Here is a 20,337-nt window from a genome sequence, read left to right as displayed (position 1 = left end):
CCTCACCCCGTGAGCAGGCAAGCGACCTTCACCCCGCCCCCGGGCGCCCGCGCATATCCCCTGCGCACGGCCCGCGGTGAGTTCGCCGTCGTCGACTCGTCGCCGAAGGCGGGTGCGCGGGTCAGGGGAGTCGTCCTGATGCTGCCCGGATTCACGGGGAGCAAGGAGGACTTCAGCCTGCTCCACGAGCCGCTCGGAGAGCGCGGGTACCGGGTCGTCGCCGTGGACGGACGGGGGCAGCACGAGTCGGACGGGCCGGTGTCCGACGAATCCGCCTACGCCCAGCGGGAACTGGCCCGGGACGTGCTCGCACAGGCCAAGGCGGTCGGCGTTCCCCTGCACCTCGTCGGGCACTCGTTCGGCGGGCAGATCGCCCGTGCGGCCGTACTGCTCGACCACGCACCCTTCCTCTCCGTCACCCTGGTCTCGTCCGGCCCGGCGGAGATCTCCGTCTCCCAGCAGCAGCGCGTGAAACTGCTGCGGGACGCGCTCGCCGTCATGTCGATGGAGGAGGTCTGGGAGGCGATCCAGGCCATGGGGCCGCCGGAGGAGGTCGGCGGGCCCGCGCGCGGCATCGGCGACCAGGACCAGTTGCGCCGGCGCTGGCTGGGCCACAAGCCCGCCCAACTGCGGGCGACCGGACGCCAGTTGTGCACCGAACCGGACCGCGTCACCGAACTCGCCGCCGTACCGCTGCCGTTCCACGTCCTGTCGGGGGCACACGACGACACCTGGCCGGTGGCGATCCTCGACGACATGGCCCTGCGGCTGAACGCGCACCGCACGGTCATCACGGGAGCCGAGCACTCCCCCAACGCCGACCGGCCCCTGCCGATGGCCCGCGCCCTCGCCGACTTCTGGGACGGCGTCCGGACGGTGTAGTACGACGCACCCGGACGGCCCGGAATCGGCACCCCGGACGGTCTAGAACTGCGCCCGCAGATGCTCCCAGAAGCCGTCCCGCAGGGCACGCCGCAGGTCGGCCTGCCCGCGCAGCGAGTACTGCAACAGGCCCTCCGCCTCCACGAGCAGGTCCTGGTCGACCGAACCGGGCAGATAGGGGTGCCCGTGCAGCAGCTCCCCCAGCGTCTCCCGGCCGCGTGCCGCCAGCCATTTCGCCGCGATCTGGGCCCCCACGAACCGCACGTCCTCGCGGGTCGGCCGGCCCGTGGTCGCCTCGTAGGCTGCGGCCGTGCGGCGGGAGACGTACGGCTTGAAGAAGTCGAGGTCGAGGGTGCGCTGGCTGTCGACCTCCCACAGCAAGGGCTCCGCCTGGTTGCGGCCCTCCGGCGCCTCGATGCCCCACAGGTGGACCCGGGCGCCGTAGCCCTGCGCCGCCTCCACCGCCGACACCAGGTCCTCGTCACCGCCGAGCAGGGCCGCGTCGCTGATGGCACGGTGCCGGGCCAGTGACTCCAGGTCGGAGCGGATGAGCGAGTCGACGCCCTTCTGCTGGTTGTTGGCGTTCAGATTGCCCAGTCGCACCTTCACGTCCGGCAGCTCCGCGATGGTCTGCTGCTCCGCCGTGTGGATGCGGCGGCGGGCGCCGTCGTACCAGTAGACCCGCAGCAGCCTGCTGTCCGCGAAGATCGTGCGGGCCTTGTCGATGAGCGCGTCGATCAGGCCCTCGGCGTCCAGATCGAAGGCGCGGCGGTCCTCCGTACCGGCGACGAGGCGTCCCGCGGCCGCGTAGAGATACCCGGCATCGACGAAGATCGCATGGGTCGAGGGTGTCTTCGCCACCTCGGCGAGCATGCGCTGGAGCAGCTCGTTGGTGCGGTCGATGCGGGCGCTCAGGGCCGCGAGGTCGTCGTTCATCACTTCCATTGTCCCGGCGGTCACGCTGCGAACACAACTGGTCCCGGTCGGTCCCGTAACGACACTCTTACGGCTCAGTAATTAGCCGTTCGAAAAATTTCCTTAGCGTAGGGAATGTTTCAACCATGCAGTCCTGTTGACTCATACGGAACACCGGGCACCGAAGCCTCGTGGGCCGCCACACCGAGTAGTTCTCCTCAGGAGGATGACCAGACGAAGGGAGAAGCCCTTGCGCTTCGAAATCATGCACCTCGACGATGTCGACGGCACGCCCGTGGACACGACCGTCGTGGACGCCGCCTCCGTCAACCGGATCGTTCAGCAGGCCGCCGCCACCGGGCAGCGCCTCTGGATCCGCCCGGCCGGGACCACGGCCTCATAACGCGCGCAGCTCTCCCACACTTCGGAGCCCCCGCCCGGCATCGGCCGTGCGGGGGCTCCGCTGTTGCGGACCGCTGCAGCCGGGGGCGTACTGGCTGGGGGGCCCAGCGAGAGCGAACAGGACGGTGGGACGTATGTCCGTGACGGGCCGGTCGAACGGGGAGCTGCGGGAACAGGCGGCGGCCGAGGCCGCGCGGCGGTACGAGGACTCCACCGCGGAGCGTGAGCGGGTCGAGGGACGGCTGGCGGCGGGCGTGCGGTTCCCGGACGCGCCGGACGCCCTCGCTGTGCGCGCCGACCGGATCATGGAGCGGGGCGGCCTTTCGCCCTCGGCGGTCGTGGCGGACATCCACGGCGAGGCCATGGACCTGCCCGACGCCAACGAACGCATCATCGACCTGTCCAACGAGCTCCAGGCCTGGAGCTTTCTGCCCCGGGGGGTCAGGGCCGGGGCCTCGGTCGCCCGGATCACCCTGCGCCGCGACGGACGTGAGCTTCCGCACGGCACCGGTTTCCTGGTGTCGCCGCGGCTGATGATGACCAACCACCACGTGCTGCCCGACGAGAGCTTCGCCCGCCGGTGCTTCGCCGAGTTCAACGCCCAGGTCACGGTCGACAACGTGCCCGACGCCACCGTCCGCATGGAGCTCGACCCGGGGGCCTTCTTCGCCGCGGACAGCCGGCTGGACTTCGCCCTGGTCGCGGTCACGCCCGCCCCGGACGGCCGCCCGCCGGGCGAGATCTTCGGCTGGAACCGGCTCAGCGTGCAGCTCGGCAAGCTGGTGCTCGGCGAGAAGGTGAACATCATCGGTCACCCGGACGGCCGCCTCAAGGAAATCGTTCTGCGCGACAATGCGGTGCTCGTACGGCTCGACGACTTCGTCCACTACCGAACCGACACCCGCCCCGGCAACTCCGGCTCCCCCGTCTTCAACGACCAGTGGGAGGTCGTGGCCCTGCACCACAGCGGCGTGCCGAAGAAGGACGACCAGGGCCGCGTCCTGCGGAAGGACGGACAGCCCTGGCGCCAGGGGGACGGCGACGACGCGATCGAGTGGGTCGCCAACGAGGGCGTCCGCATCAGCTCGATCCTGAAGCACCTGTCCCGGCTGGACCTCGGCCCCGGGCCCCGCGCCCTGCTGACCGAGATGGGCCCGGACTCGGGCCTGGACCAGAGCACGGCCCCGCTCCCTTCGCCGGCGGTGCCCGGCTTCACGCCCCCGCCGCTCTCGGTCGCTCCGGTCACGGAGAGCGGGACGGACGCCGGCAAACCCAAGGCCGGACGCCCGGCCCGGAACACCGCCTTCGGCGGCCGCAGGCACCTGGTCTTCCTGCACGGCAGGGACCAGCACAAGAAGCAGCCGGACGAACTCCGCCGGACCTGGACATCCGGCCTGAACCGGGGCCTCACCCTCGCGTCCCTGCCCCCGATCGACCCGCAGGACGTGTGGTTCCCCTTCTACGGCACGAGACTGCACAACCTCGTGAGCGGCAGGGAGAGCACGGCCGAGGCCATCGGCCTGGACGAGATGAGCGCCGCCGCTGCCGCCGAGGTCTTCGCGGCGGAGTCGCCCACCGGCTCCTACGAGCGGCTGATCTACGAGGCGGCCGCCCGGGCCGGCATGCCCCAGAACGGCCCGGCGACCACCGAGGGCTTCGGGGCGGGCTTGGTCGGGGCCCTGCACCGGCCGCTCAGCTGGCTGGCCGCACGGTCCGACCTGGACGAGTGGACCATCGCCACGTTCCTGCGGGACGTCGACCTGTACCTGGGCGACAGCGCCGTCCGGCAGTCCGTGCTGGACAGCGTCCTGGAGACCATGCCCGCCACCGGCGAACTGGTGCTGGTCACGCACAGCCTGGGCACGGTCGTCGGCCTGGACCTGCTGACCCGCCTCCCGGACGGCCTCGACCCGGTCCTGCTCGTCACCGCGGGCAGCCCGCTCGGCCTGGACGGCGTCAACGAACGGCTCCTCGCCCACGGCCCGCACCGGCCGCCCCGGGTACGTGACTGGGTCAACGTCTGGTGCCCCACCGACGGGGTGGCCATCGGCTGCCCCCTGGAGGACGAGCGCTGGGGCAAGCTCACCCAGCTCGCCGTCTCCAACGGCCGCGACCGTGCGCACAACATCGACGAGTATCTCGCCCACCCTGGCGCGGCCGGTGCGATCGGCTCGGTGCTCGGCCGGACCTGACGCGCCCCGTCAGCTCCCCTGGATCACCTGTGTGACGCCGTTGATGATCTGCTGCACGGCGATCGCGGAGAGCATCATGCCCGCGAGCCGTGTCACCAGGACCACACCGCCGTCCTTGATGATCCGGATGATCACCAGCGAGTAGCGCATCACCAGCCACAGCACGACATGGATGGCGAGGATCGCCGCCCACACGGAAACCTGCGCGGCAACGCTGTGCGCCTTCTGTACGGCGAGGATGACCGACACGATCGCCCCCGGCCCGGCCAGCAGCGGCATGCCCAGCGGCACGAGGGCGACGTTGACGTCCTTGGTCTGCTTCGGCTCGTCGGTCTTCCCGGTGAGCAGATCGAGCGCGATCAGCAGAAGCAGCAGCCCACCCGCGATCATCAACGCGGGCACGGAGACATGCAGGTAGTCGAGGATCTGATGCCCCAGCAGCCCGAACACGGTGATCACACCACCGGCGACACAGACGGCCTGAAAGGCCATCCGCTTCTGCACCTTGCCGGGCCGGCCGGCGGTGAGCGCGAGGAAGATCGGGGTGATCCCGGGGGGATCCATGATGACGAAGAGGGTGAGGAAGAGGGAGCCGAAGACGGCGAGTTCGAACATGGGTGTGATGGCCTTGCGAGGTTGAGGGAAACTCGGCACAGCCGACAACGCCGGGTGCCTTGAAACGGAACTACAGAAGAGAAACCTCAGACCCCGCCGGCCCCCGGCACGGGAAACGCCCCGAAGGCCCGCCGAGTGATCTCCCCGTACACCTCGGGATCCGTCGTGTACTCCCCGAGCACACACGTCTTCCGGCTGCCGTGATAGTCACTGGACCCGGTCACCAGGAGCCCCAGCTCCTTCGCCAGCCCCCGCAACCGCGCCCGGGTATCCGCGTCGTGGTCCATGTGGTCGACCTCGATGCCGTCCAGCCCGGCCGCGGCCATCTCGGCGATCGCGGCCTCCGGCACCGTACGCCCCCGCTTGCTCGCCCCGGGATGCGCGAACACCGCGACCCCGCCCGCGCCCTTGACCAGCCGGATCGCCTCGAAGGGGTCCGTCTCGTGCTTCTCGACGTAGGCCCGGCCGCCGTCGGCCAGCCAGTCCTCGCTGAAGGCGTCGTTCACGGTCGGCACGACACCCAGCTCGACGAGCGCGCTCGCCACATGCGGACGCCCGACGGATCCGTCACCGGCGATCCGCCGCACCTGCTCCCAGGTCACGGGCACGCCCAGCCCTTGAAGCTTGGCGATCATGCCCTGCGCCCGGGGCACCCGGTCGTCCCGGACCAGCTCGCGCTCGGCGAGCAGCGCCGGTTCCTCGGCGTCGAAGAGGTAGGCCAGCATGTGCATGCTGATGCCGTCGAGCCGGCAGGAGAGCTCGGCCCCGGTGACCAGCGTCAGTCCCTCGGGCAGCGCGGCGATCGCCTCGGCGTGCCCGCGGGTGGTGTCGTGATCGGTGAGCGCGACGGCGTCCAGCCCGGCCGCGGCAGCCTTGCGCACCAGCTCGGCCGGGGTGTCCGTGCCGTCGGAAGCGGTGGAGTGGGTGTGCAGATCGATACGCACGACACGGACTCCAGACTCTGACGGGACGAACAGGGCTGCTCAAGGATAACCGGATTTTCAACGACCGCTGTCACACCCGAATCCGGTAAGCACCCCCTACACCAAGGCTCCCCAAGGGGCGCGGGGAACTGCGCGACCAGCCCCGACCGACCCGCAGCCGCCCGCCAACCAAGCCCCCACCCCCACAGGCGCTACGGCTGAAGCAAGCGCGGCGAGAGGGCCCCGCACGGCACCAACTCCACCTCCGCCCCCGCGTCCCGCACATCCGCCAGCACCAGCTCGTCGTACATCAGCAACCCCGACTGCTCCGGCCACACGACCGCCCACAGCCACATCCCGAGCGCCTCGCCGGCGAACACCGCACGATCGTCCGGCGCACCGGTCACGTGCCACAGCGGAGTCGGCCGCCCCGCGGCGAGCACCTTCGCCTGGGCCGGTTTCCCGACGTTCATGTACGGCCCCGGGTCCGGACCGTCCAGGCCCGCGTACCGCGCGCCGAGACCGACACCCAGCTCCTCGGCCACCAGGATCAGCTCGCCCATCCCGCCGAGCGGCCCGGGTCCCGTACAGGCCACGGCCGTGGCGCGGCCGCCCGTGCGGTCGTCCCCCGCGCAGGCCACACCCGTGAACAGCCAGCCGACCGGCAGCGGCCAGGGCATCCACACCGGCACCTGGGTCCGGTGCACCACGACGTTGAGGGCGTCGACGCTCGGCGGTATCACGGGCTGCACCGGATGGACGGTGCCGTGCACATCGCACTGCCAGGAGTCGGAGAAGAGGCCGGGAGCCCTGACCCGGCCACCACACTTCGGGCAACTGGGTTCGCCCCTCATAGGGCCCCACGGTCCTACCCCCGCCCCGCCGCGTCAAGGACGATCACCCAACCGGACGGAACCCTTCACCCCCACACTAGATGTAGCTTGCATTAGTTAGCATGGCTAACTTAGTATGTGCATATACCAACTATCTCGTCTCGGGAAAGGGAGCACGCAATGGACCCCTTCGACGCCGGAGCGGGCGGCCTCCTCAAGCAGCCCAAGTCCGTGTGGGCGACCGCCGGAGCGTCGGTCGTCGCCTTCATGGGCATCGGACTCGTCGACCCGATCCTGCCGTCCATCGCCTCGGGCCTGAACGCCTCGGCCAGCCAGGTCTCCCTGCTGTTCACCTCGTACTTCCTCATCACCGCGATCGCGATGCTGGTCACCGGCTTCGTCTCCAGCCGCATCGGCGGCAGGAAGACCCTGCTGCTCGGCCTCGCCCTGGTCGTGGTCTTCGCGGGACTGTCGGGCACCTCCGGATCCGTCGGCGAACTGGTCGGATTCCGGGCCGGCTGGGGGCTCGGCAACGCGCTGTTCGTCTCGACGGCCCTCGCGGTCATCGTCGGAGCGGCGGCGGGCGGCAGCGCGGCGGCGATCCTGCTGTACGAGTCGGCCCTCGGCCTCGGCATGGCCTGCGGTCCGCTGCTGGGCGCTCTGCTCGGTGACGCCAGCTGGCGCTACCCGTTCTTCGGTACGGCCTTCCTGATGGCCGTCGGCTTCCTGTGCATCGCGGTGTTCCTGAGGGAGCAGCCGAAGCCGGCCCGCAAGACCTCGCTCCTGGACCCGGTCAAGGCACTCGGGCACGGTGGCCTCGCCTCGGCGGCGGTCTCGGCGTTCTTCTACAACTACACGTTCTTCACCGTGCTGGCCTTCACCCCGTTCGTGCTGAACATGAGTCCGTACCGGTCGGGCGCGGTGTTCTTCGCCTGGGGTGTGCTGCTCGCCGTGTTCTCGGTGATCGTGGCGCCGCGCCTGCAGAAGCGGTTCGGCTCGCTGAAGGTGCTCGGCGGCTCCCTGGTGCTGCTCGCGGCCGACGTGCTCGTGCTCGGCTACGGCGGCCACACCACGGCCGTCGTCTGCACGATCCTGTCCGGTGCCTTCATCGGCGTGAACAACACCGTCTACACCGAGCTGGCCCTCGGCGTCTCGGACGCGCCCCGGCCGGTGGCGAGCGCGGGCTACAACTTCGTGCGCTGGTTCGCGGCGGCGGCCGCCCCGTTCTTCGCACCGAAGATCGAGGAGTGGACCGATCTCCACATCCCGTTCGTGGTGGCGGCCGTCACGGCCGTGCTGGGCGCGGTCGTCGTGGTCGTGCGCCGGAAGGCCCTCACCCGCGAAGCCGAGGAGCTGGAGCCGAGGCACGCGACCGAGGACGGCGTCGCCGTCTTCGCCAACTGAGCCGACTGAGCCAACTGATGCTTTTCGGCCATGGGTTGGTGAGGTTCCTCACTCATACCTCACTCCAGCGGGACGGACTTCCGGGACGGATCCCGGAGGTCCGTTCCCTGGTTCAGCCACCGCTCCTGGAGCGCCTGGGCGCCGTGCACGCGCTTCCACGCGGCCTCGTTCGGGGTCATCGGCAGCAGCGGCAGGAACCGTACGGGGTCGAGGGGTTCGTCGAGCTCCAGGTCCTCGACCAGACCGCCCGGTTCTGCGACCAGGACCGAGGTGAAGGGGGCGCCGGGCCACAGCGGCTCGCCGACGTCCAGGGAGGCACCGGGGGCCACGATCAGGCCCTCCACCTGCGGAGACGCGGCGAGAACGGCTAGCGGGCGGAGCACCTTGTCCGTCTCGGCGAGCCCGGCCCGCACCGACAGGACCAGCTCCGCGCGCGGCCCCTTGACCGGGTCGGCGACCGCCGCCGTGGGCTCCGTCATGGGCTGCGCGGACATGCCGAGCGTGGCGTAGCGGGCGATGTCGCCCTCCTGGAAGCGCAGCACCTCGATGCGGTCCGTACCGAGGAACGTCACTGCCGCGCGCGCGTCCGGTTCGCCCAGCGCCGTACGCAACCGGGCCTCGACCAGAGGAAGAACTTCAGCCATGCGGTGAGCATAGAACTCGTCAGTAGCGGGCAAAGGAGCACCTTGACAGTTTTGTCGGCTGCTACTCTTGCCCGGTGGTTCGGGGCAGCACGCAGAAGCGTCGCGATCAAGCCCCGACGCCGATGGAACTCCCTTACGAGGGACCGGCCGGAGGAGGTGGGGCTGCAATGGACCGAAGTCGACCGTGCAGTAGCACCACGCTCTCCCGCCGCTGATGTAGCTGCTCTGTCTCTCTGGCCGGCCGCCACCTCTCGCACTCGCTTCACCGCGGAAGAGCGCTTCGTTTCGTTTTTCCTGATCTGCCTCAGTAGCTGAATCAGTAGCGAAGCCCGCCACCGCGACGGTGCGGTGCTCCCCGCTTTGTGGACGTGCCAAACATCCGCAGTCACTACGTCCTCATTCCGGGTAGTTCCACCCGTCGTCACCGGCGCTTTCGTTGCCCTCCCGCGAAGGAGCCCGCCATGTCGATGATTCGCGACCTGCGCGCCGTGGTCCGTCCGTCCCGCGTCTCGCTGCGCAAGGACAGTGGCACGTACGACACCACCCGCAGCCCGGCGACGGCCACCGCCGTCGTCGACTGCGCCATCTACCGCGACGGCCGCCGCGTCGAGACCGAGACCCCGCTGACCCCGCACGAGGCGGTGCGCCTGGTGCGCCGCGACGGGGGCTTCGTGTGGATCGGCCTGCACGAGCCGACCGAGGCCGAATTCTCCGGCATCGCCGGTGAGTTCGGGCTGCACCCGCTGGCCGTGGAGGACGCCGTACAGGCCCACCAGCGGCCCAAGCTGGAGCGGTACGACGACTCGCTCTTCACGGTCTTCAAGACCATCCACTACGTCGAGCACGACCAGCTCGACGCCAACAGCGAGGTCGTCGAGTCCGGCGAGGTCATGTGCTTCACCGGACGGGACTTCTTCATCACCGTCCGGCACGGCGGGCAGGGTTCCCTGCGGGCCCTCAGGCACCGCCTCCAGGACGACCCCGAGCTGCTGGCCAAGGGCCCCTCGGCCGTGCTGCACGCCATCGCCGACCACGTCGTCGACGGTTACATCGCGGTCGCCGACGCGGTGCAGGACGACATCGACGAGGTGGAGACCGAGGTGTTCTCCCCGGGGCGCAAGGGCTCGCCGCGCGGCTCGGACGCCGGCCGGATCTACCAACTCAAGCGCGAGGTGCTGGAGTTCAAGCGGGCCGTGTCGCCGCTGCTGCGGCCCATGCAGCTGCTGAGCGAGCGGCCGATGCGGCTGATCGACCCGGACATCCAGAAGTACTTCCGGGACGTCGCCGACCACCTGGCCCGGGTCCAGGAGCAGGTCCTCGGCTTCGACGAGCTGCTCAACTCCATCCTCCAGGCCAACCTCGCACAGGCGTCCGTGGCGCAGAACGAGGACATGCGGAAGATCACCTCATGGGCCGCGATCGTCGCCGTACCGACGATGGTGTGCGGGGTGTACGGCATGAACTTCGACTACATGCCGGAGACGCACTGGAAGTACGGCTACCCGGTGATCATGAGCATCACCGTGACCATCTGCCTGGGCATCCACCGCACGCTGAAGCGGAACGGGTGGCTGTGAGCAGCCTGGATAGGCTGGGACCCATGACAAGCGAGCTGCTCGGCCAGGCCCTCGTCGAGGAGGCCACCAAGAAGTCCGGCCTCGTCTGGGTCCAGGGCCCCGACGGCCCGGCGCGTGCCCTCTGGCACGTGTGGCACGAGGGTGCCGCGTGCCTGATCGGCGACGGGCCCGGGGAGCAGCCGCTGCCGGGGCTCGCCGACGGGGGCGAGGCCCGGGTGACGGTCCGCAGCAAGGACAAGGGCGGCCGGCTGGTCTCCTGGACGGCCCGGGTCACCGAGCTCGCGCCGGGCTCCGAGGCCTGGGACGCGACGGTCGCCGAGCTCAGGGGCAAGCGGCTGAACGCGCCCGACGGCGAGGCCATGACCGGCCGCTGGGCCCGCGAGTGCCGGGTGCTGCGCCTGGAACCGACCGGGACGACGGCGCCGCTGCCCGACGGCTCCCTGTCCGAGCCGCCCCTGCCGTCCCCGGCGATCACCCGCCGGCCGGTTCCGGCGGGGCTGCCCCGCCTGCTGCTGAAGAAACGCAAACGCCCGTAGCGGCCGGACGCGCGTAGCGGTCGCTACGACGTCGGCAGCTGCCGGCCGTAGTCCACCGTCTCGTTCCTCTCCGGCTCCCTGAGGGAGAAGTCCTCTCCCCAGGCGGAGAACGTGAGGGTGCCCGCGCCGCCGGCCCGCTCCAGGCGCAGCGGATACGGCTTGCCCTCGAGGGAGACCTCCAGGGCGCCGCCGGAGCCCTTGTCGCCGGTGATGCGGATGGTGCGGACGCCCGCCTGCTCCTCGTGGCCGTCCGTCGCGAGTGTGCCGTGCAGGGTCAGCAGACCGTCGAGGAGGACTCCCTTGTCCGTGAAACCGCTGAACTTCTTGTACGCGGGGTCGCCCTGCGGCACCTTCACGAACTTGCCGCCGAGCTTGGAGGCCGCTGCCGCGTCCCCCTCGCCCTTTCCGCCCTGGCCGTCACCGTGACTCCAGAACTCGGCGTCGGCCTTGACGAAGAGCTGCTCGCCGATGCGCAGCACCTGGAAGGTCGTCCCCTCGGTGGTGACCGAACCCTCGCCGCCGTCGTCCTTCAGCCGCATGTCGAGCGCGTACGTCTTCTCGCCGCTGACGACGCTGCCGTGCACCCGGACCGCCCCGGCGGACTCGGCGGCCGTGCGGGTCTTGCCCTGGATCTTCCCGGCGGGCAGTCTGCCGACCCCGTTGGTGCCCTCATTGGGATCCTCCGCGCAGCCGGTGAGCACCGTCCCCGTCACGAGCAGTGCGCACATCGCGCTCGTGAGTACGGCACTACGGCTTCGGCCGTGGCGAATCGGAGTCACAGGTGGAGCTGCCTCTCTGCGGGGAGACCTGAACGGCGTACCGCAGGGTACCGGGCACGTGCGGGCAGGTCGGAGCCAGTCCGTCCGGACCGCCCGCCGACGCACCGCCGATCGGGACGGGCTAGCCTGAAGCCCACCCGAGCGGGCAATTCGGAACAGACGGATACACAGGCAGGCACAGCGACAGGCACCAGGAACCACCCCGCACGAAAAGGAGCCGCGGCCATGGCAGCGGGCGCCCCCCGGATCTTCGTATCGCACCTCTCCGGTGTCGCCGTCTTCGACCCCGCGGGCGACCAGGTGGGGCGGGTGCGCGATCTGGTCGTCATGCTGCGGATGGGGCAGCGGCCGCCGAGGCTGCTCGGCCTCGTCGTCGAACTCGCCACCCGCCGCCGCATCTTCCTGCCCATGACCCGGGTCACCGCCATCCAGTCGGGCCAGATCATCACCACCGGCGTGCTCAACGTCCGGCGCTTCGAGCAGCGGCCCACCGAGCGGCTGGTCTTCGGGGAGCTGCTGGACCGGCGCGTGACGCTCACCGAGACCGGCGAGGACGTCACCGTCCTCGACCTGTCGGTGCATCAGCTGCCGGCCCGCCGGGAGTGGGAGATCGACCGGGTCTTCGTCCGCAAGGGCAGAAAGGGCAGCGCCTTCCGGCGGGCCAAGGGCGAGGCGCTGACCGTCGAGTGGACCGCCGTCACCGGCTTCTCCCTGGAGGAGCAGGGGCAGGGCGCCGAGAACCTGCTCGCCACGTTCGAGCAGCTGCGCGCCGCCGACCTGGCCAACGTCCTGCACCACCTCTCCCCCAAGCGCCGGGCCGAGGTCGCCGCCGCCCTCGACGACGACCGGCTGGCCGACGTGCTGGAGGAACTCCCGGAGGACGACCAGATCGAGATCCTCGGCAAGCTGAAGGAGGAGCGCGCCGCCGACGTCCTGGAGGCCATGGACCCGGACGACGCGGCCGACCTGCTGGGCGAGCTGCCGACGGACGAGCAGGAGCGGCTGCTGAACCTGATGCAGCCCGGCGACGCGGCCGACATGCGGCGCCTGATGTCGTACGAGGAACGCACGGCGGGCGGTCTGATGACCACCGAGCCGATCGTGCTGCGCCCGGACGCCTCCGTCGCCGACGCCCTCGCCCGCATCCGCGAGCCCGACCTCTCCCCCGCCCTCGCGGCCCAGGTCTACGTCTGCCGACCACCGGACGAGACACCGACCGGCAAGTACCTGGGCACGGTCCACTTCCAGCGGCTGCTGCGCGAGCCACCGCCCTCGCTGGTCAGCTCGATCCTGGACAGCGACCTGCAACCGCTGGACCCCGAGGCGGATCTGCCGGCCATCGCCGGGTTCTTCGCCACGTACGACATGGTCGCGGCGCCCGTGGTCGACGAGGCGGGGGCGCTGCTGGGCGCGGTGACCGTGGACGACGTCCTCGACCACATGCTGCCCGAGGACTGGCGGGAGACGGAGTTCCATCTGGACGAGGAGGTGCCGACCGATGGTTCCTGAGCGCGAGACCCCGCGCGAGCGCACACCGGCCGGCGCCACGGCCGCGAGCCGGCCGCGCGCGACCCGGCTCGACCAGCCCGGCGTGCCCAGGCGCCGGTTCCTGCCCGAGTACGACCCGGAGGCCTTCGGGCGCTTTTCGGAACGCATCGCGCGCTTCCTCGGCACGGGCCGGTTCCTGGTCTGGATGACGGCCGCCATCATCCTGTGGGTGGCCTGGAACAGCCTCGCCCCACGTGACCTGCGCTTCGACGAGTACCCGTTCATCTTCCTGACCCTGATGCTGTCGCTCCAGGCCTCCTACGCCGCTCCGCTGATCCTGCTCGCGCAGAACCGGCAGGACGACCGTGACCGGGTCAATCTGGAGCAGGACCGCAAGCAGAACGAGCGGTCGATCGCGGACACCGAGTACCTGACCCGCGAGATCGCCGCCCTGCGGATCGGCCTGGGCGAGGTCGCCACCCGCGACTGGATCCGCTCGGAGCTCCAGGACACGATCAAGGAGATGGAGGAGCGGCAGAACGGCCACCGTCACGACCCCGTCGTATTCCCGGCGGAACGGCCACGCGGACGTGACGCAGACGACCGCTGACAGGCTTTCCTACGCACCGGTACAGCGCCGTACCATCGTCCTATGGCTACGGAAGACGCGGTGCGCGAGGCACTGGCGACGGTGAACGACCCCGAGATCCACAAGCCCATCACCGAACTCGGGATGGTCAAGTCGGTGGAGATCGGCGCGGACGGGGCGGTCGCGGTCACCGTGTACCTCACGGTCTCGGGCTGCCCGATGCGGGAGACGATCACGCAGCGCGTGACCGATGCGGTCTCCGGCGTCGAGGGAGTCACCCGCGTCGACGTCACACTCGACGTGATGAGCGACGAGCAGCGCAAGGAGCTGGCGAACGCCCTGCGCGGCGGCCAGACCGAGCGCGAGGTCCCCTTCGCCAAGCCCGGCAGCCTCACCCGCGTCTACGCGGTCGCCTCCGGCAAGGGCGGCGTGGGCAAGTCCTCGGTGACGGTGAACCTGGCGGCGGCCATGGCGGCCGACGGCCTCAAGGTCGGTGTCGTGGACGCCGACATCTACGGCCACTCCGTGCCGCGCATGCTCGGCGCAGACGGCCGTCCCACCCAGGTCGAGAACATGATCATGCCGCCGTCGGCGAACGGCGTGAAGGTCATCTCCATCGGCATGTTCACCCCGGGCAACGCCCCGGTCGTCTGGCGCGGCCCGATGCTCCACCGCGCCCTGCAGCAGTTCCTCGCGGACGTCTACTGGGGCGACCTGGACGTCCTCCTCCTGGACCTGCCGCCCGGCACCGGCGACATCGCGATCTCCGTCGCCCAGCTGGTCCCGAACGCCGAGATCCTGGTCGTCACGACCCCGCAGCAGGCGGCGGCCGAGGTCGCCGAGCGCGCGGGCTCCATCGCCGTACAGACCCACCAGAAGATCGTCGGCGTGGTCGAGAACATGTCCGGCCTGCCCTGCCCGCACTGCGACGAGATGGTCGACGTCTTCGGCACGGGCGGCGGCCAGGTCGTGGCCGACGGCCTGACCCGCACGACCGGCGCCAACGTCCCGGTCCTCGGCAACATCCCCATCGACGTCCGCCTCCGCGAGGGCGGCGACGACGGCAGGCCGGTCGTCCTGACCGACCCGGACTCCCCGGCGGGCTCCGCGCTGCGCGCCATCGCCGGGAAGCTGGGAGGCCGGCAGCGGGGCCTGTCGGGCCTGTCCCTGGGGATCACTCCGAGGAACAAGTTCTAGATCGAGGCGCCGCTGAGGGCAGCGCCCCGAAGGGGCGCGGGGAACCGCCCGAGCAACCACATCGCACCCGCGGCCTCCACAAGACCTGAGGCCCTACGGCGAGGGGGCGCCGAAAACAATCGGCGCCCCTTTGATCACGCGTAGGCGGCGATGTCCTTCACCACGGCGAACCCCAAGCCGTACGCACTCATACCCCTGCCGTACGCCCCGACATGAACCCCGGCCGACGTCGACCCGGCCAGCACCCACCCGAACTCGGACTCCCGGTAGTGGAACGCCGTCGGCACACCGTCAACCGGCAACGACAACGTCGACCAGTCGGCCCCGTCGAGGTCGTCCGCCAGCACCCACGCCGTCTCCGTCTGCTGCTCCAGCCAGTCGTCCCGCAGGGAGTGGTCCATCTGCCCGGGCCACGTGGCGGACAGCAGCCCCACACCCGCGAGCCACGCCGCGGAGGACACCGACGTGGCCTCCAGCAGCCCCGTCCCGTCCGCACTGCGCCGTGAGGGATGCGCCGCGACGGTGACCACGACCGTGAACTTCTCCTTGGCCTCCTGATCACCCCCGGCGACGAACTCGTTGCGCACCCTGGGTTCGTCTCCGTGCCCGATCGACCCGTGTTCCACGGCCCCGTCGGCCGTCGTACCGACCTGCATCAGCCAGCGCGGCCCTGTGAAGGCCTCGTCGAGGCCGTACCACGGGAAGGGCGCGCGCAGGTAGCCGTCGACGTTACGCCGGGCGGAGGGGACCTGTTGTCCGTCCTCCGTGGCCGGCGCCTGCGCGACTCCTGGACTCGTCGTCTCCATGTGCCCGGACGCCTCCTCGCTCTAGTCGGACCGGAACGGCCCGCCCCCCTTCGGGCGTACTCTTCCGGTCCGCACAACAACTCGGCAGCATAGCCACACCGCTGCGAGCAGCAGGGAAAGCGCCCGGCGCGTGCGCCGCACGGGGGCCTGGTTCAGGCCGTACACAGCCCGACCGGAGTATGAAACGCGTCACGCGAGTCGCTCAGGTGGCGTCCGCGTCGAAGGGCGGACGGTCGTCCCGGTCGGGCGTCTCGGGCTTCTTCGTCATGTCGATACGGCCACCGGACGAACCGGCGGAGCCGGAGGACGACGTGCCGGAGTCACGGCTGTGGACGGCGTCGGTGACCTCGGCCATCTCCTTCTTCAGGTCGAAGCCGTTGCGGATCTCCTTGAGCCCCAGGTCCTCGTTGTCCAGCTGCTTGCGGATGAACGCCTTGGGGTTGAGATCCTCGAACTCGAAGTCCTTGAACTCCGGGCCGAGTTCCTCCCGGATGTCATGCTTGGCGCTCTCCGAGAACTCACGGATCTTCCGGATCGTCCGTGTCACGTCCTGGATGACCTTGGGGAGCTTGTCCGGACCGAAGACGAGCACGGCAAGGACGATGAGCGTCACCAGCTCGAGTGGTCCTATGTCATTGAACACCTGAAGCTCCTTGCGATGTCCTCGGTCCTCGGCCCTCGGTGGTCGGCCCTCGGTGGTCGGTGCGGGTCTTGCCGTGGTCCGGGCCGGATCCACGGTACCCGGCGATCCTGTCCGACCGGTACTGTCCCGAGACCTCCGAGTGCGAGGAGTGGGAGCGCTTTCCGAATTGTTTGCCTTGTTGGTCCCTGTGCGTCCCGGACATCACGGCTCAGCTGCCGCCGGAGGAGCCGAGGACGAGTGAGACCGTCCGTTCCTTGCCACCGCGCTCCAGCGTCAGTTCCAGCCGGTCGCCGGGACGGTGGGCCCGGGTCTTGACGATCAGTTCCTCGCCCGAGTGGACCCGCTGCCCGTCGACCGTGGTGATGACGTCGCCCGCCTTGATCCCGGCCTTGGCGCCCGGCCCGCCCACGGTGACCGGCGGTCCGCCCTCGCTGCCCTCCGCGGCGACCCGGGCGCCGTCGCCCGTGTAGTCCATGTCCAGGGTGACGCCGATCACCGGATGGGTCGCCCTGCCGGTGTTGATCAGCTCCTCGGCCACGCGTTTGCCCTGGTTGACGGGTATGGCGAAGCCGAGGCCTATGGAGCCGGACTGGCCGCTCTCCGGCTCGGAGCCGCTGCCCGCCGAGCGGATGGCCGAGTTGATGCCGATGACCCGGCCCCGGGAGTCGAGCAGGGGCCCGCCGGAGTTGCCGGGGTTGATGGGCGCGTCGGTCTGGAGCGCGTCGACGTACGACACGTCGCTGCCGTCGCCCTTCTCGCCGCCCGCCGTGATGGGCCGCTGCTTGGCGCTGATGATGCCGGAGGTGACGGTGCCGGCCAGGTCGAAGGGCGCGCCGATGGCCACGACCGGATCGCCGACCTGCATGTTGTCCGAGTTGCCGAGGGGCAGCGGGGTGAGGCCGCGTACGCCCTTCACCTTCACGACGGCTAGGTCGTAGCCGCTGTCCCGGCCGACGAGCTCGGCCTGGGCGGTCTCCCCGCTGTTGAAGGTCACGGTGATCTCGCCGGCGGATCCGGCGGGCCGCACGACGTGGTTGTTGGTGAGGATGTGACCGCGGGCGTCGAGCACGAAGCCGGTGCCGGTGCCCTGTTCGCCGGAGCCGCTCACATGCAGGGTGACCACGCTGGGCAGGGCCCGTTGGGCGATCCCGGCCACGCTGTCGGAGTCCCGGCCCGTGGACTCCTTCCCGGCCTGAGGCAGCTCGACGGTCCCGATGCCCCCGTTCCGCTCCAGATACGTCCCTGCCACGCCGCCGATCCCTCCGGACAGGAGCGCCAGCAGCACGGCACCGCCCGCCAGGGCCTTCCTGCCGCGCTTACGCCGTTGTTCCGTACTGGGGACACCGGCCCCGGTCTGCTGGAGAGGCCCGGGGGCCGCGGGAGCCGCCCAGGGGTCATAGCGCTGCCAGGGGTCGGGGGCGGGGGCAGGTGCCGGGACCGGTGCCGCAGGTGCGGGTGCGGGTGCGGGTGCCGCAGCTGGAGATGCCGGTGCCGGGATACCGGGAGCCGTTGCCGGCGCCTCCGGTACGACGGCCGCCGGCGGGACGGGTAGGGCCGGTATGGACGGCTGGCTCGGTATCGCCGTGCCGTGCGTCGGCGTCGCCGCCGCCGGATGCTGGACGGGCGGCGCGGGCGCCCAGGGGCCCGGTTCACCGTAGGGCGGGGTGCTGTACGGGTCGGGATCGTGCAGCGGCCTGGGCGCACCGCCGACCGGCACGGCAGGCTCCACGGCGGTGCCGGCGGGCTCCTCGGGGCGCCTCAACTCGTAGTCACCCGCGTCCTCGTCCTGCCGCACGGCGGGCCGCGCCAGCTCGAAGTCGCCATCGCTGCCGACGTCTGTGGCGACGTCGGTGTCGGTGTCGTTGTCGTTGTCGACGGATTCCGCCGGGGCCGCCCCCTGCCCCTCCGGCTCCCCTGGCTCCCCTGGCTCCCCCGGAGCGTCCTGCGGCCGTGGACGGCTCCACCACTTCGCTTTCGTGGGCTTCCCCTCGTTCATGCTCTCCCCACAGCCGCGGCACGGCTCGAATGCGGTGACCGCGGTTCGTCGAATCGGCGCCCGGCCACACCTCGGCAGCGGGCGACAACCCCCGGATTCAATCAGGTTCGCCGCCCGGTGCGCAGAGGCCGGTCAGCGGGCCGTCCGCGAGGAGGCGGAAGGAGAGGGGGACGAGGCCGGATCCGGGAGGGGCACGGCGAGCAGGGGCGCCGCGATCTCGGGGACCGCGGACCACGAAGTCAGGGCGGCCGGCGCGGCCACCTGGAGCGGATGTATCAGCGGGGACATGGCCACGGCACCGGCCACCACCGGGGCGGTCAGCGCGTGCACGGCGTGGTGCCGGGCGGCTGGCGGCATTCCGGGCAGCAACGGTGCGGACACCTCGGTCGGGGCGACCGGGGTCTGGCCGAGCATGCTCTGGTTGTGCACCTGCCCGAGCAGGGGCGCAGCACCCCGGCGCCGCTGGGATTCCGGTGTCGTCGTCGCGCCCGCTCCCTGCGTGCGCGTCGGCGTCACATTGCTTCCCGTGCCGGAGCCGCTGCGGGCCTCAGTGTCGCCAGGGGTGCCGGTGGTGACGCCGCCCAGGGCGATCGCGGCCAGGGACACGGCCCCGGCGGCCGCGAACGCGAACCGCAGCCGCGAGGAGGACCTGTCGGTCTCGGGCCGGCCGACGTCATGGATACGGAAGCCCCGGCCCCCCGAAGGAAGGCCTCGGCCGTCGGAAGGCAGCACGGGGATGTGCGGCCGGGACGGCGCGTACCCGAACTCGAACCGCTCGCCGCGCTTCGCGCCGAAGGCACCGGACGATCCGAACCGTCCGGACAGTCCGCCGGGCAGCCCTCCGCCACCCGGGGGCATACCGTCACCGTCCGGGTCGCCCCCTGCGGGTAGTCCCTGCAGGCGGGCCAGGAAACTCTCCGAGGGAGGCGGTGGAGCCGCCTCGGCGAACACATTCTTCAGCCGGCGCTGGGCGTCCACCTCCGCCTTGCATTTCGGGCAGGTGGCCACATGCGCCAGTACGCGCTCCCGCGCGTCATGACCGAGCTCTCCGTCCACCAGGGCGGAGAGTCGGTCTCCCAGGTGCTGCTCTGCGAGGTGTCCCTCGGAGGACTCAGGACGTGATCCGCTCACGCGCTCGCGCCCCCTCCTCCCAGTGCGGGAACACGGGGCACGAAGGAGCGGCGCTCGGCACGCGCCTCCGGGGAGCGGTGCGCGAGGGCCTTGCGCAGCTGGGAGCGGCCACGGTGGATCCGCGAGCGGACCGTGCCGAGCTTGACGCCGAGCGTCGCGGCGATCTCCTCGTACGACAGTCCTTCGATGTCGCACAGGACGACCGCGGCACGGAACTCGGGGGCCAGGGTGTCGAGGGCCTGCTGGACGTCCGCGTCGAAGTGCGCGTCGTTGAAGACCTGCTGCGGCGTGGGCTCCTTGCTGGGCAGCCGCTCGGCCGCGTCCTCGCCGAGGGCGTCGAAGCGGATGCGCTGCTTGCGGCGGACCATGTCCAGGAACAGGTTCGTGGTGATGCGGTGCAGCCAGCCCTCGAAGGTGCCCGGCGTGTAGGTGGACAGGGAGCGGAAGACACGGACGAAGACCTCCTGCGTGAGGTCCTCGGCGTCGTGCTGGTTGCCGGTGAGGCGGTAGGCGAGCCGGTAGACCCGGCCGCTGTGCGTGCTGACGATCTCCTCCCAGGTGGGCGGAGTCCACGCCTGCCCGTCCGCGTCGGTGGAGAAGGTCGCGGTCTGGGCGAAGTCAGCGGCGTGGCTGTGGTCAGCAGTGTCGTTCACGGATGTCGGCCTGCCCGCTGATCCGAGGAAGCGCCGGAACACTCCTCCGCGATCCACAGGCGCAGCCGCACCTCCCCTGTCAGCTCTGGTGGTGTCCAGTGGAGCCCCTACCATAGCCACCTCGCCCGTTAG

General features: G+C 70.8%; 20 protein-coding genes. 9 read left to right on the top strand and 11 right to left on the bottom strand.

Annotated elements, in window-relative coordinates; genetic code table 11:
* Positions 1-9 precede the first annotated feature (9 nt).
* Positions 10-882, top strand: coding sequence for an alpha/beta fold hydrolase (locus ACFT32_RS19155; RefSeq protein ID WP_382490398.1), 873 nt, complete (start codon positions 10-12; stop codon positions 880-882).
* Positions 883-924: 42 nt separating this feature from the next.
* Here ACFT32_RS19155 and ACFT32_RS19150 read toward each other — a convergent pair whose 3' ends face one another.
* Positions 925-1,818 (bottom strand): NYN domain-containing protein, encoded by an 894-nt coding sequence (locus ACFT32_RS19150; protein WP_382490396.1) that lies wholly within the window; start codon positions 1,816-1,818, stop codon positions 925-927.
* Positions 1,819-2,047: 229 nt separating this feature from the next.
* Here ACFT32_RS19150 and ACFT32_RS19145 point away from each other — a divergent pair, with 229 nt between their 5' ends.
* Both ACFT32_RS19145 and ACFT32_RS19140 read left to right on the top strand, forming a co-directional pair.
* Positions 2,048-2,200 carry a hypothetical protein gene (locus ACFT32_RS19145; RefSeq protein WP_010047718.1) on the top strand — a complete coding sequence of 51 codons (153 nt, stop codon included), beginning with the start codon at positions 2,048-2,050 and terminating at the stop codon, positions 2,198-2,200.
* Between the two features lie 133 nt (positions 2,201-2,333).
* Positions 2,334-4,391, top strand: coding sequence for a trypsin-like serine peptidase (locus ACFT32_RS19140; protein ID WP_382490394.1), 2,058 nt, complete (start codon positions 2,334-2,336; stop codon positions 4,389-4,391).
* 9 nt (positions 4,392-4,400) lie between these two features.
* Here the strand turns inward: ACFT32_RS19140 and ACFT32_RS19135 are convergent, their stop codons facing one another.
* The 3 genes from ACFT32_RS19135 to ACFT32_RS19125 form a co-directional block, all read right to left on the bottom strand.
* Positions 4,401-5,006, bottom strand: coding sequence for a MarC family protein (locus ACFT32_RS19135; protein WP_382490393.1), 606 nt, complete (start codon positions 5,004-5,006; stop codon positions 4,401-4,403).
* An 86-nt stretch (positions 5,007-5,092) separates the two neighbouring features.
* Entirely contained in the window at positions 5,093-5,950 is an 858-nt protein-coding gene (locus tag ACFT32_RS19130) for a PHP domain-containing protein (RefSeq protein WP_382490392.1), read from the bottom strand.
* A 191-nt stretch (positions 5,951-6,141) separates the two neighbouring features.
* On the bottom strand, positions 6,142-6,783 hold the full coding sequence (locus ACFT32_RS19125) for a DUF6758 family protein (protein WP_382490391.1): 642 nt from the start codon (positions 6,781-6,783) through the stop codon (positions 6,142-6,144).
* 159 nt (positions 6,784-6,942) lie between these two features.
* Here ACFT32_RS19125 and ACFT32_RS19120 point away from each other — a divergent pair, with 159 nt between their 5' ends.
* Positions 6,943-8,166: an MFS transporter gene (locus ACFT32_RS19120; RefSeq protein WP_382490390.1), complete on the top strand. Its 1,224-nt coding sequence runs from the start codon at positions 6,943-6,945 to the stop codon at positions 8,164-8,166.
* A 59-nt stretch (positions 8,167-8,225) separates the two neighbouring features.
* Here ACFT32_RS19120 and ACFT32_RS19115 read toward each other — a convergent pair whose 3' ends face one another.
* Entirely contained in the window at positions 8,226-8,810 is a 585-nt protein-coding gene (locus tag ACFT32_RS19115; RefSeq protein WP_382490388.1) for a suppressor of fused domain protein, read from the bottom strand.
* Between the two features lie 461 nt (positions 8,811-9,271).
* Between ACFT32_RS19115 and ACFT32_RS19110 the strand changes: the two genes are divergently transcribed.
* Both ACFT32_RS19110 and ACFT32_RS19105 read left to right on the top strand, forming a co-directional pair.
* Entirely contained in the window at positions 9,272-10,387 is a 1,116-nt protein-coding gene (locus ACFT32_RS19110; protein ID WP_382490386.1) for a magnesium and cobalt transport protein CorA, read from the top strand.
* Between the two features lie 23 nt (positions 10,388-10,410).
* Positions 10,411-10,923, top strand: a complete 513-nt coding sequence (locus ACFT32_RS19105) for a hypothetical protein (protein WP_382490384.1) — start codon at positions 10,411-10,413, stop codon at positions 10,921-10,923.
* Between the two features lie 23 nt (positions 10,924-10,946).
* Here the strand turns inward: ACFT32_RS19105 and ACFT32_RS19100 are convergent, their stop codons facing one another.
* Positions 10,947-11,702 carry a hypothetical protein gene (locus ACFT32_RS19100; RefSeq protein WP_382490383.1) on the bottom strand — a complete coding sequence of 252 codons (756 nt, stop codon included), beginning with the start codon at positions 11,700-11,702 and terminating at the stop codon, positions 10,947-10,949.
* A gap of 225 nt (positions 11,703-11,927) precedes the next feature.
* Here ACFT32_RS19100 and ACFT32_RS19095 point away from each other — a divergent pair, with 225 nt between their 5' ends.
* From ACFT32_RS19095 to ACFT32_RS19085, 3 genes are read left to right on the top strand one after another with little or no spacing between them, the layout of a single operon-like run.
* Positions 11,928-13,211 (top strand): magnesium transporter MgtE N-terminal domain-containing protein, encoded by a 1,284-nt coding sequence (locus ACFT32_RS19095; protein ID WP_382490381.1) that lies wholly within the window; start codon positions 11,928-11,930, stop codon positions 13,209-13,211.
* A complete protein-coding gene (locus tag ACFT32_RS19090) occupies positions 13,201-13,800 on the top strand; it encodes a DUF1003 domain-containing protein (protein WP_382490379.1) in 600 nt (199 codons plus the stop codon). The genes ACFT32_RS19095 and ACFT32_RS19090 overlap by 11 nt, the downstream gene beginning before the upstream one ends.
* A 42-nt stretch (positions 13,801-13,842) precedes the next feature.
* A complete protein-coding gene (locus ACFT32_RS19085) occupies positions 13,843-14,976 on the top strand; it encodes an Mrp/NBP35 family ATP-binding protein (RefSeq protein WP_184590765.1) in 1,134 nt (377 codons plus the stop codon).
* A gap of 134 nt (positions 14,977-15,110) precedes the next feature.
* On the opposite strand, the gene ACFT32_RS19080 is transcribed toward ACFT32_RS19085, so the two are convergent.
* From ACFT32_RS19080 to sigE, 5 genes are all read right to left on the bottom strand, one after another.
* A complete protein-coding gene (locus ACFT32_RS19080) occupies positions 15,111-15,782 on the bottom strand; it encodes a hypothetical protein (RefSeq protein WP_382490377.1) in 672 nt (223 codons plus the stop codon).
* A gap of 202 nt (positions 15,783-15,984) precedes the next feature.
* The gene (locus tag ACFT32_RS19075; RefSeq protein WP_382490375.1) at positions 15,985-16,425 is read right to left on the bottom strand and encodes a sec-independent translocase; all 441 of its coding nucleotides are present in this window, start codon (positions 16,423-16,425) and stop codon (positions 15,985-15,987) included.
* A gap of 208 nt (positions 16,426-16,633) precedes the next feature.
* A complete protein-coding gene (locus ACFT32_RS19070; protein WP_382490373.1) occupies positions 16,634-18,421 on the bottom strand; it encodes a trypsin-like peptidase domain-containing protein in 1,788 nt (595 codons plus the stop codon).
* A 132-nt stretch (positions 18,422-18,553) separates the two neighbouring features.
* Entirely contained in the window at positions 18,554-19,477 is a 924-nt protein-coding gene (locus ACFT32_RS19065) for an anti-sigma factor family protein (RefSeq protein WP_382490756.1), read from the bottom strand.
* A 71-nt stretch (positions 19,478-19,548) separates the two neighbouring features.
* Positions 19,549-20,319: an RNA polymerase sigma factor SigE gene (sigE, locus tag ACFT32_RS19060; protein ID WP_229872871.1), complete on the bottom strand. Its 771-nt coding sequence runs from the start codon at positions 20,317-20,319 to the stop codon at positions 19,549-19,551.
* Positions 20,320-20,337: the final 18 nt, after the last annotated feature.

The sequence above is a fragment of the Streptomyces sp. NPDC057002 genome (genome assembly GCF_042673825.1).
Classification (GTDB): Bacteria; Actinomycetota; Actinomycetes; order Streptomycetales; family Streptomycetaceae; genus Streptomyces.
The sequence above is the reverse complement of the archived record's forward strand: the minus strand, read 5'-3'. Positions and strand labels throughout refer to the sequence as shown.

What these genes read in the sequence shown, in the direction of transcription:
- ACFT32_RS19150 (WP_382490396.1), bottom strand. Translation starts at nt 1,818, where the DNA reads ATGAACGACGACCTCGCGGCCCTGAGCGCCCGCATCGACCGCACCAAC.
- ACFT32_RS19140 (WP_382490394.1), top strand. Translation starts at nt 2,334, where the DNA reads ATGTCCGTGACGGGCCGGTCGAACGGGGAGCTGCGGGAACAGGCGGCG.
- ACFT32_RS19135 (WP_382490393.1), bottom strand. Translation starts at nt 5,006, where the DNA reads ATGTTCGAACTCGCCGTCTTCGGCTCCCTCTTCCTCACCCTCTTCGTC.
- ACFT32_RS19125 (WP_382490391.1), bottom strand. Translation starts at nt 6,783, where the DNA reads ATGAGGGGCGAACCCAGTTGCCCGAAGTGTGGTGGCCGGGTCAGGGCT.
- ACFT32_RS19120 (WP_382490390.1), top strand. Translation starts at nt 6,943, where the DNA reads ATGGACCCCTTCGACGCCGGAGCGGGCGGCCTCCTCAAGCAGCCCAAG.
- ACFT32_RS19115 (WP_382490388.1), bottom strand. Translation starts at nt 8,810, where the DNA reads ATGGCTGAAGTTCTTCCTCTGGTCGAGGCCCGGTTGCGTACGGCGCTG.
- ACFT32_RS19110 (WP_382490386.1), top strand. Translation starts at nt 9,272, where the DNA reads ATGTCGATGATTCGCGACCTGCGCGCCGTGGTCCGTCCGTCCCGCGTC.
- ACFT32_RS19105 (WP_382490384.1), top strand. Translation starts at nt 10,411, where the DNA reads ATGACAAGCGAGCTGCTCGGCCAGGCCCTCGTCGAGGAGGCCACCAAG.
- ACFT32_RS19095 (WP_382490381.1), top strand. Translation starts at nt 11,928, where the DNA reads ATGGCAGCGGGCGCCCCCCGGATCTTCGTATCGCACCTCTCCGGTGTC.
- ACFT32_RS19090 (WP_382490379.1), top strand. Translation starts at nt 13,201, where the DNA reads ATGGTTCCTGAGCGCGAGACCCCGCGCGAGCGCACACCGGCCGGCGCC.
- ACFT32_RS19085 (WP_184590765.1), top strand. Translation starts at nt 13,843, where the DNA reads ATGGCTACGGAAGACGCGGTGCGCGAGGCACTGGCGACGGTGAACGAC.
- ACFT32_RS19080 (WP_382490377.1), bottom strand. Translation starts at nt 15,782, where the DNA reads ATGGAGACGACGAGTCCAGGAGTCGCGCAGGCGCCGGCCACGGAGGAC.
- ACFT32_RS19070 (WP_382490373.1), bottom strand. Translation starts at nt 18,421, where the DNA reads ATGAACGAGGGGAAGCCCACGAAAGCGAAGTGGTGGAGCCGTCCACGG.
- sigE (WP_229872871.1), bottom strand. Translation starts at nt 20,319, where the DNA reads ATGGTAGGGGCTCCACTGGACACCACCAGAGCTGACAGGGGAGGTGCG.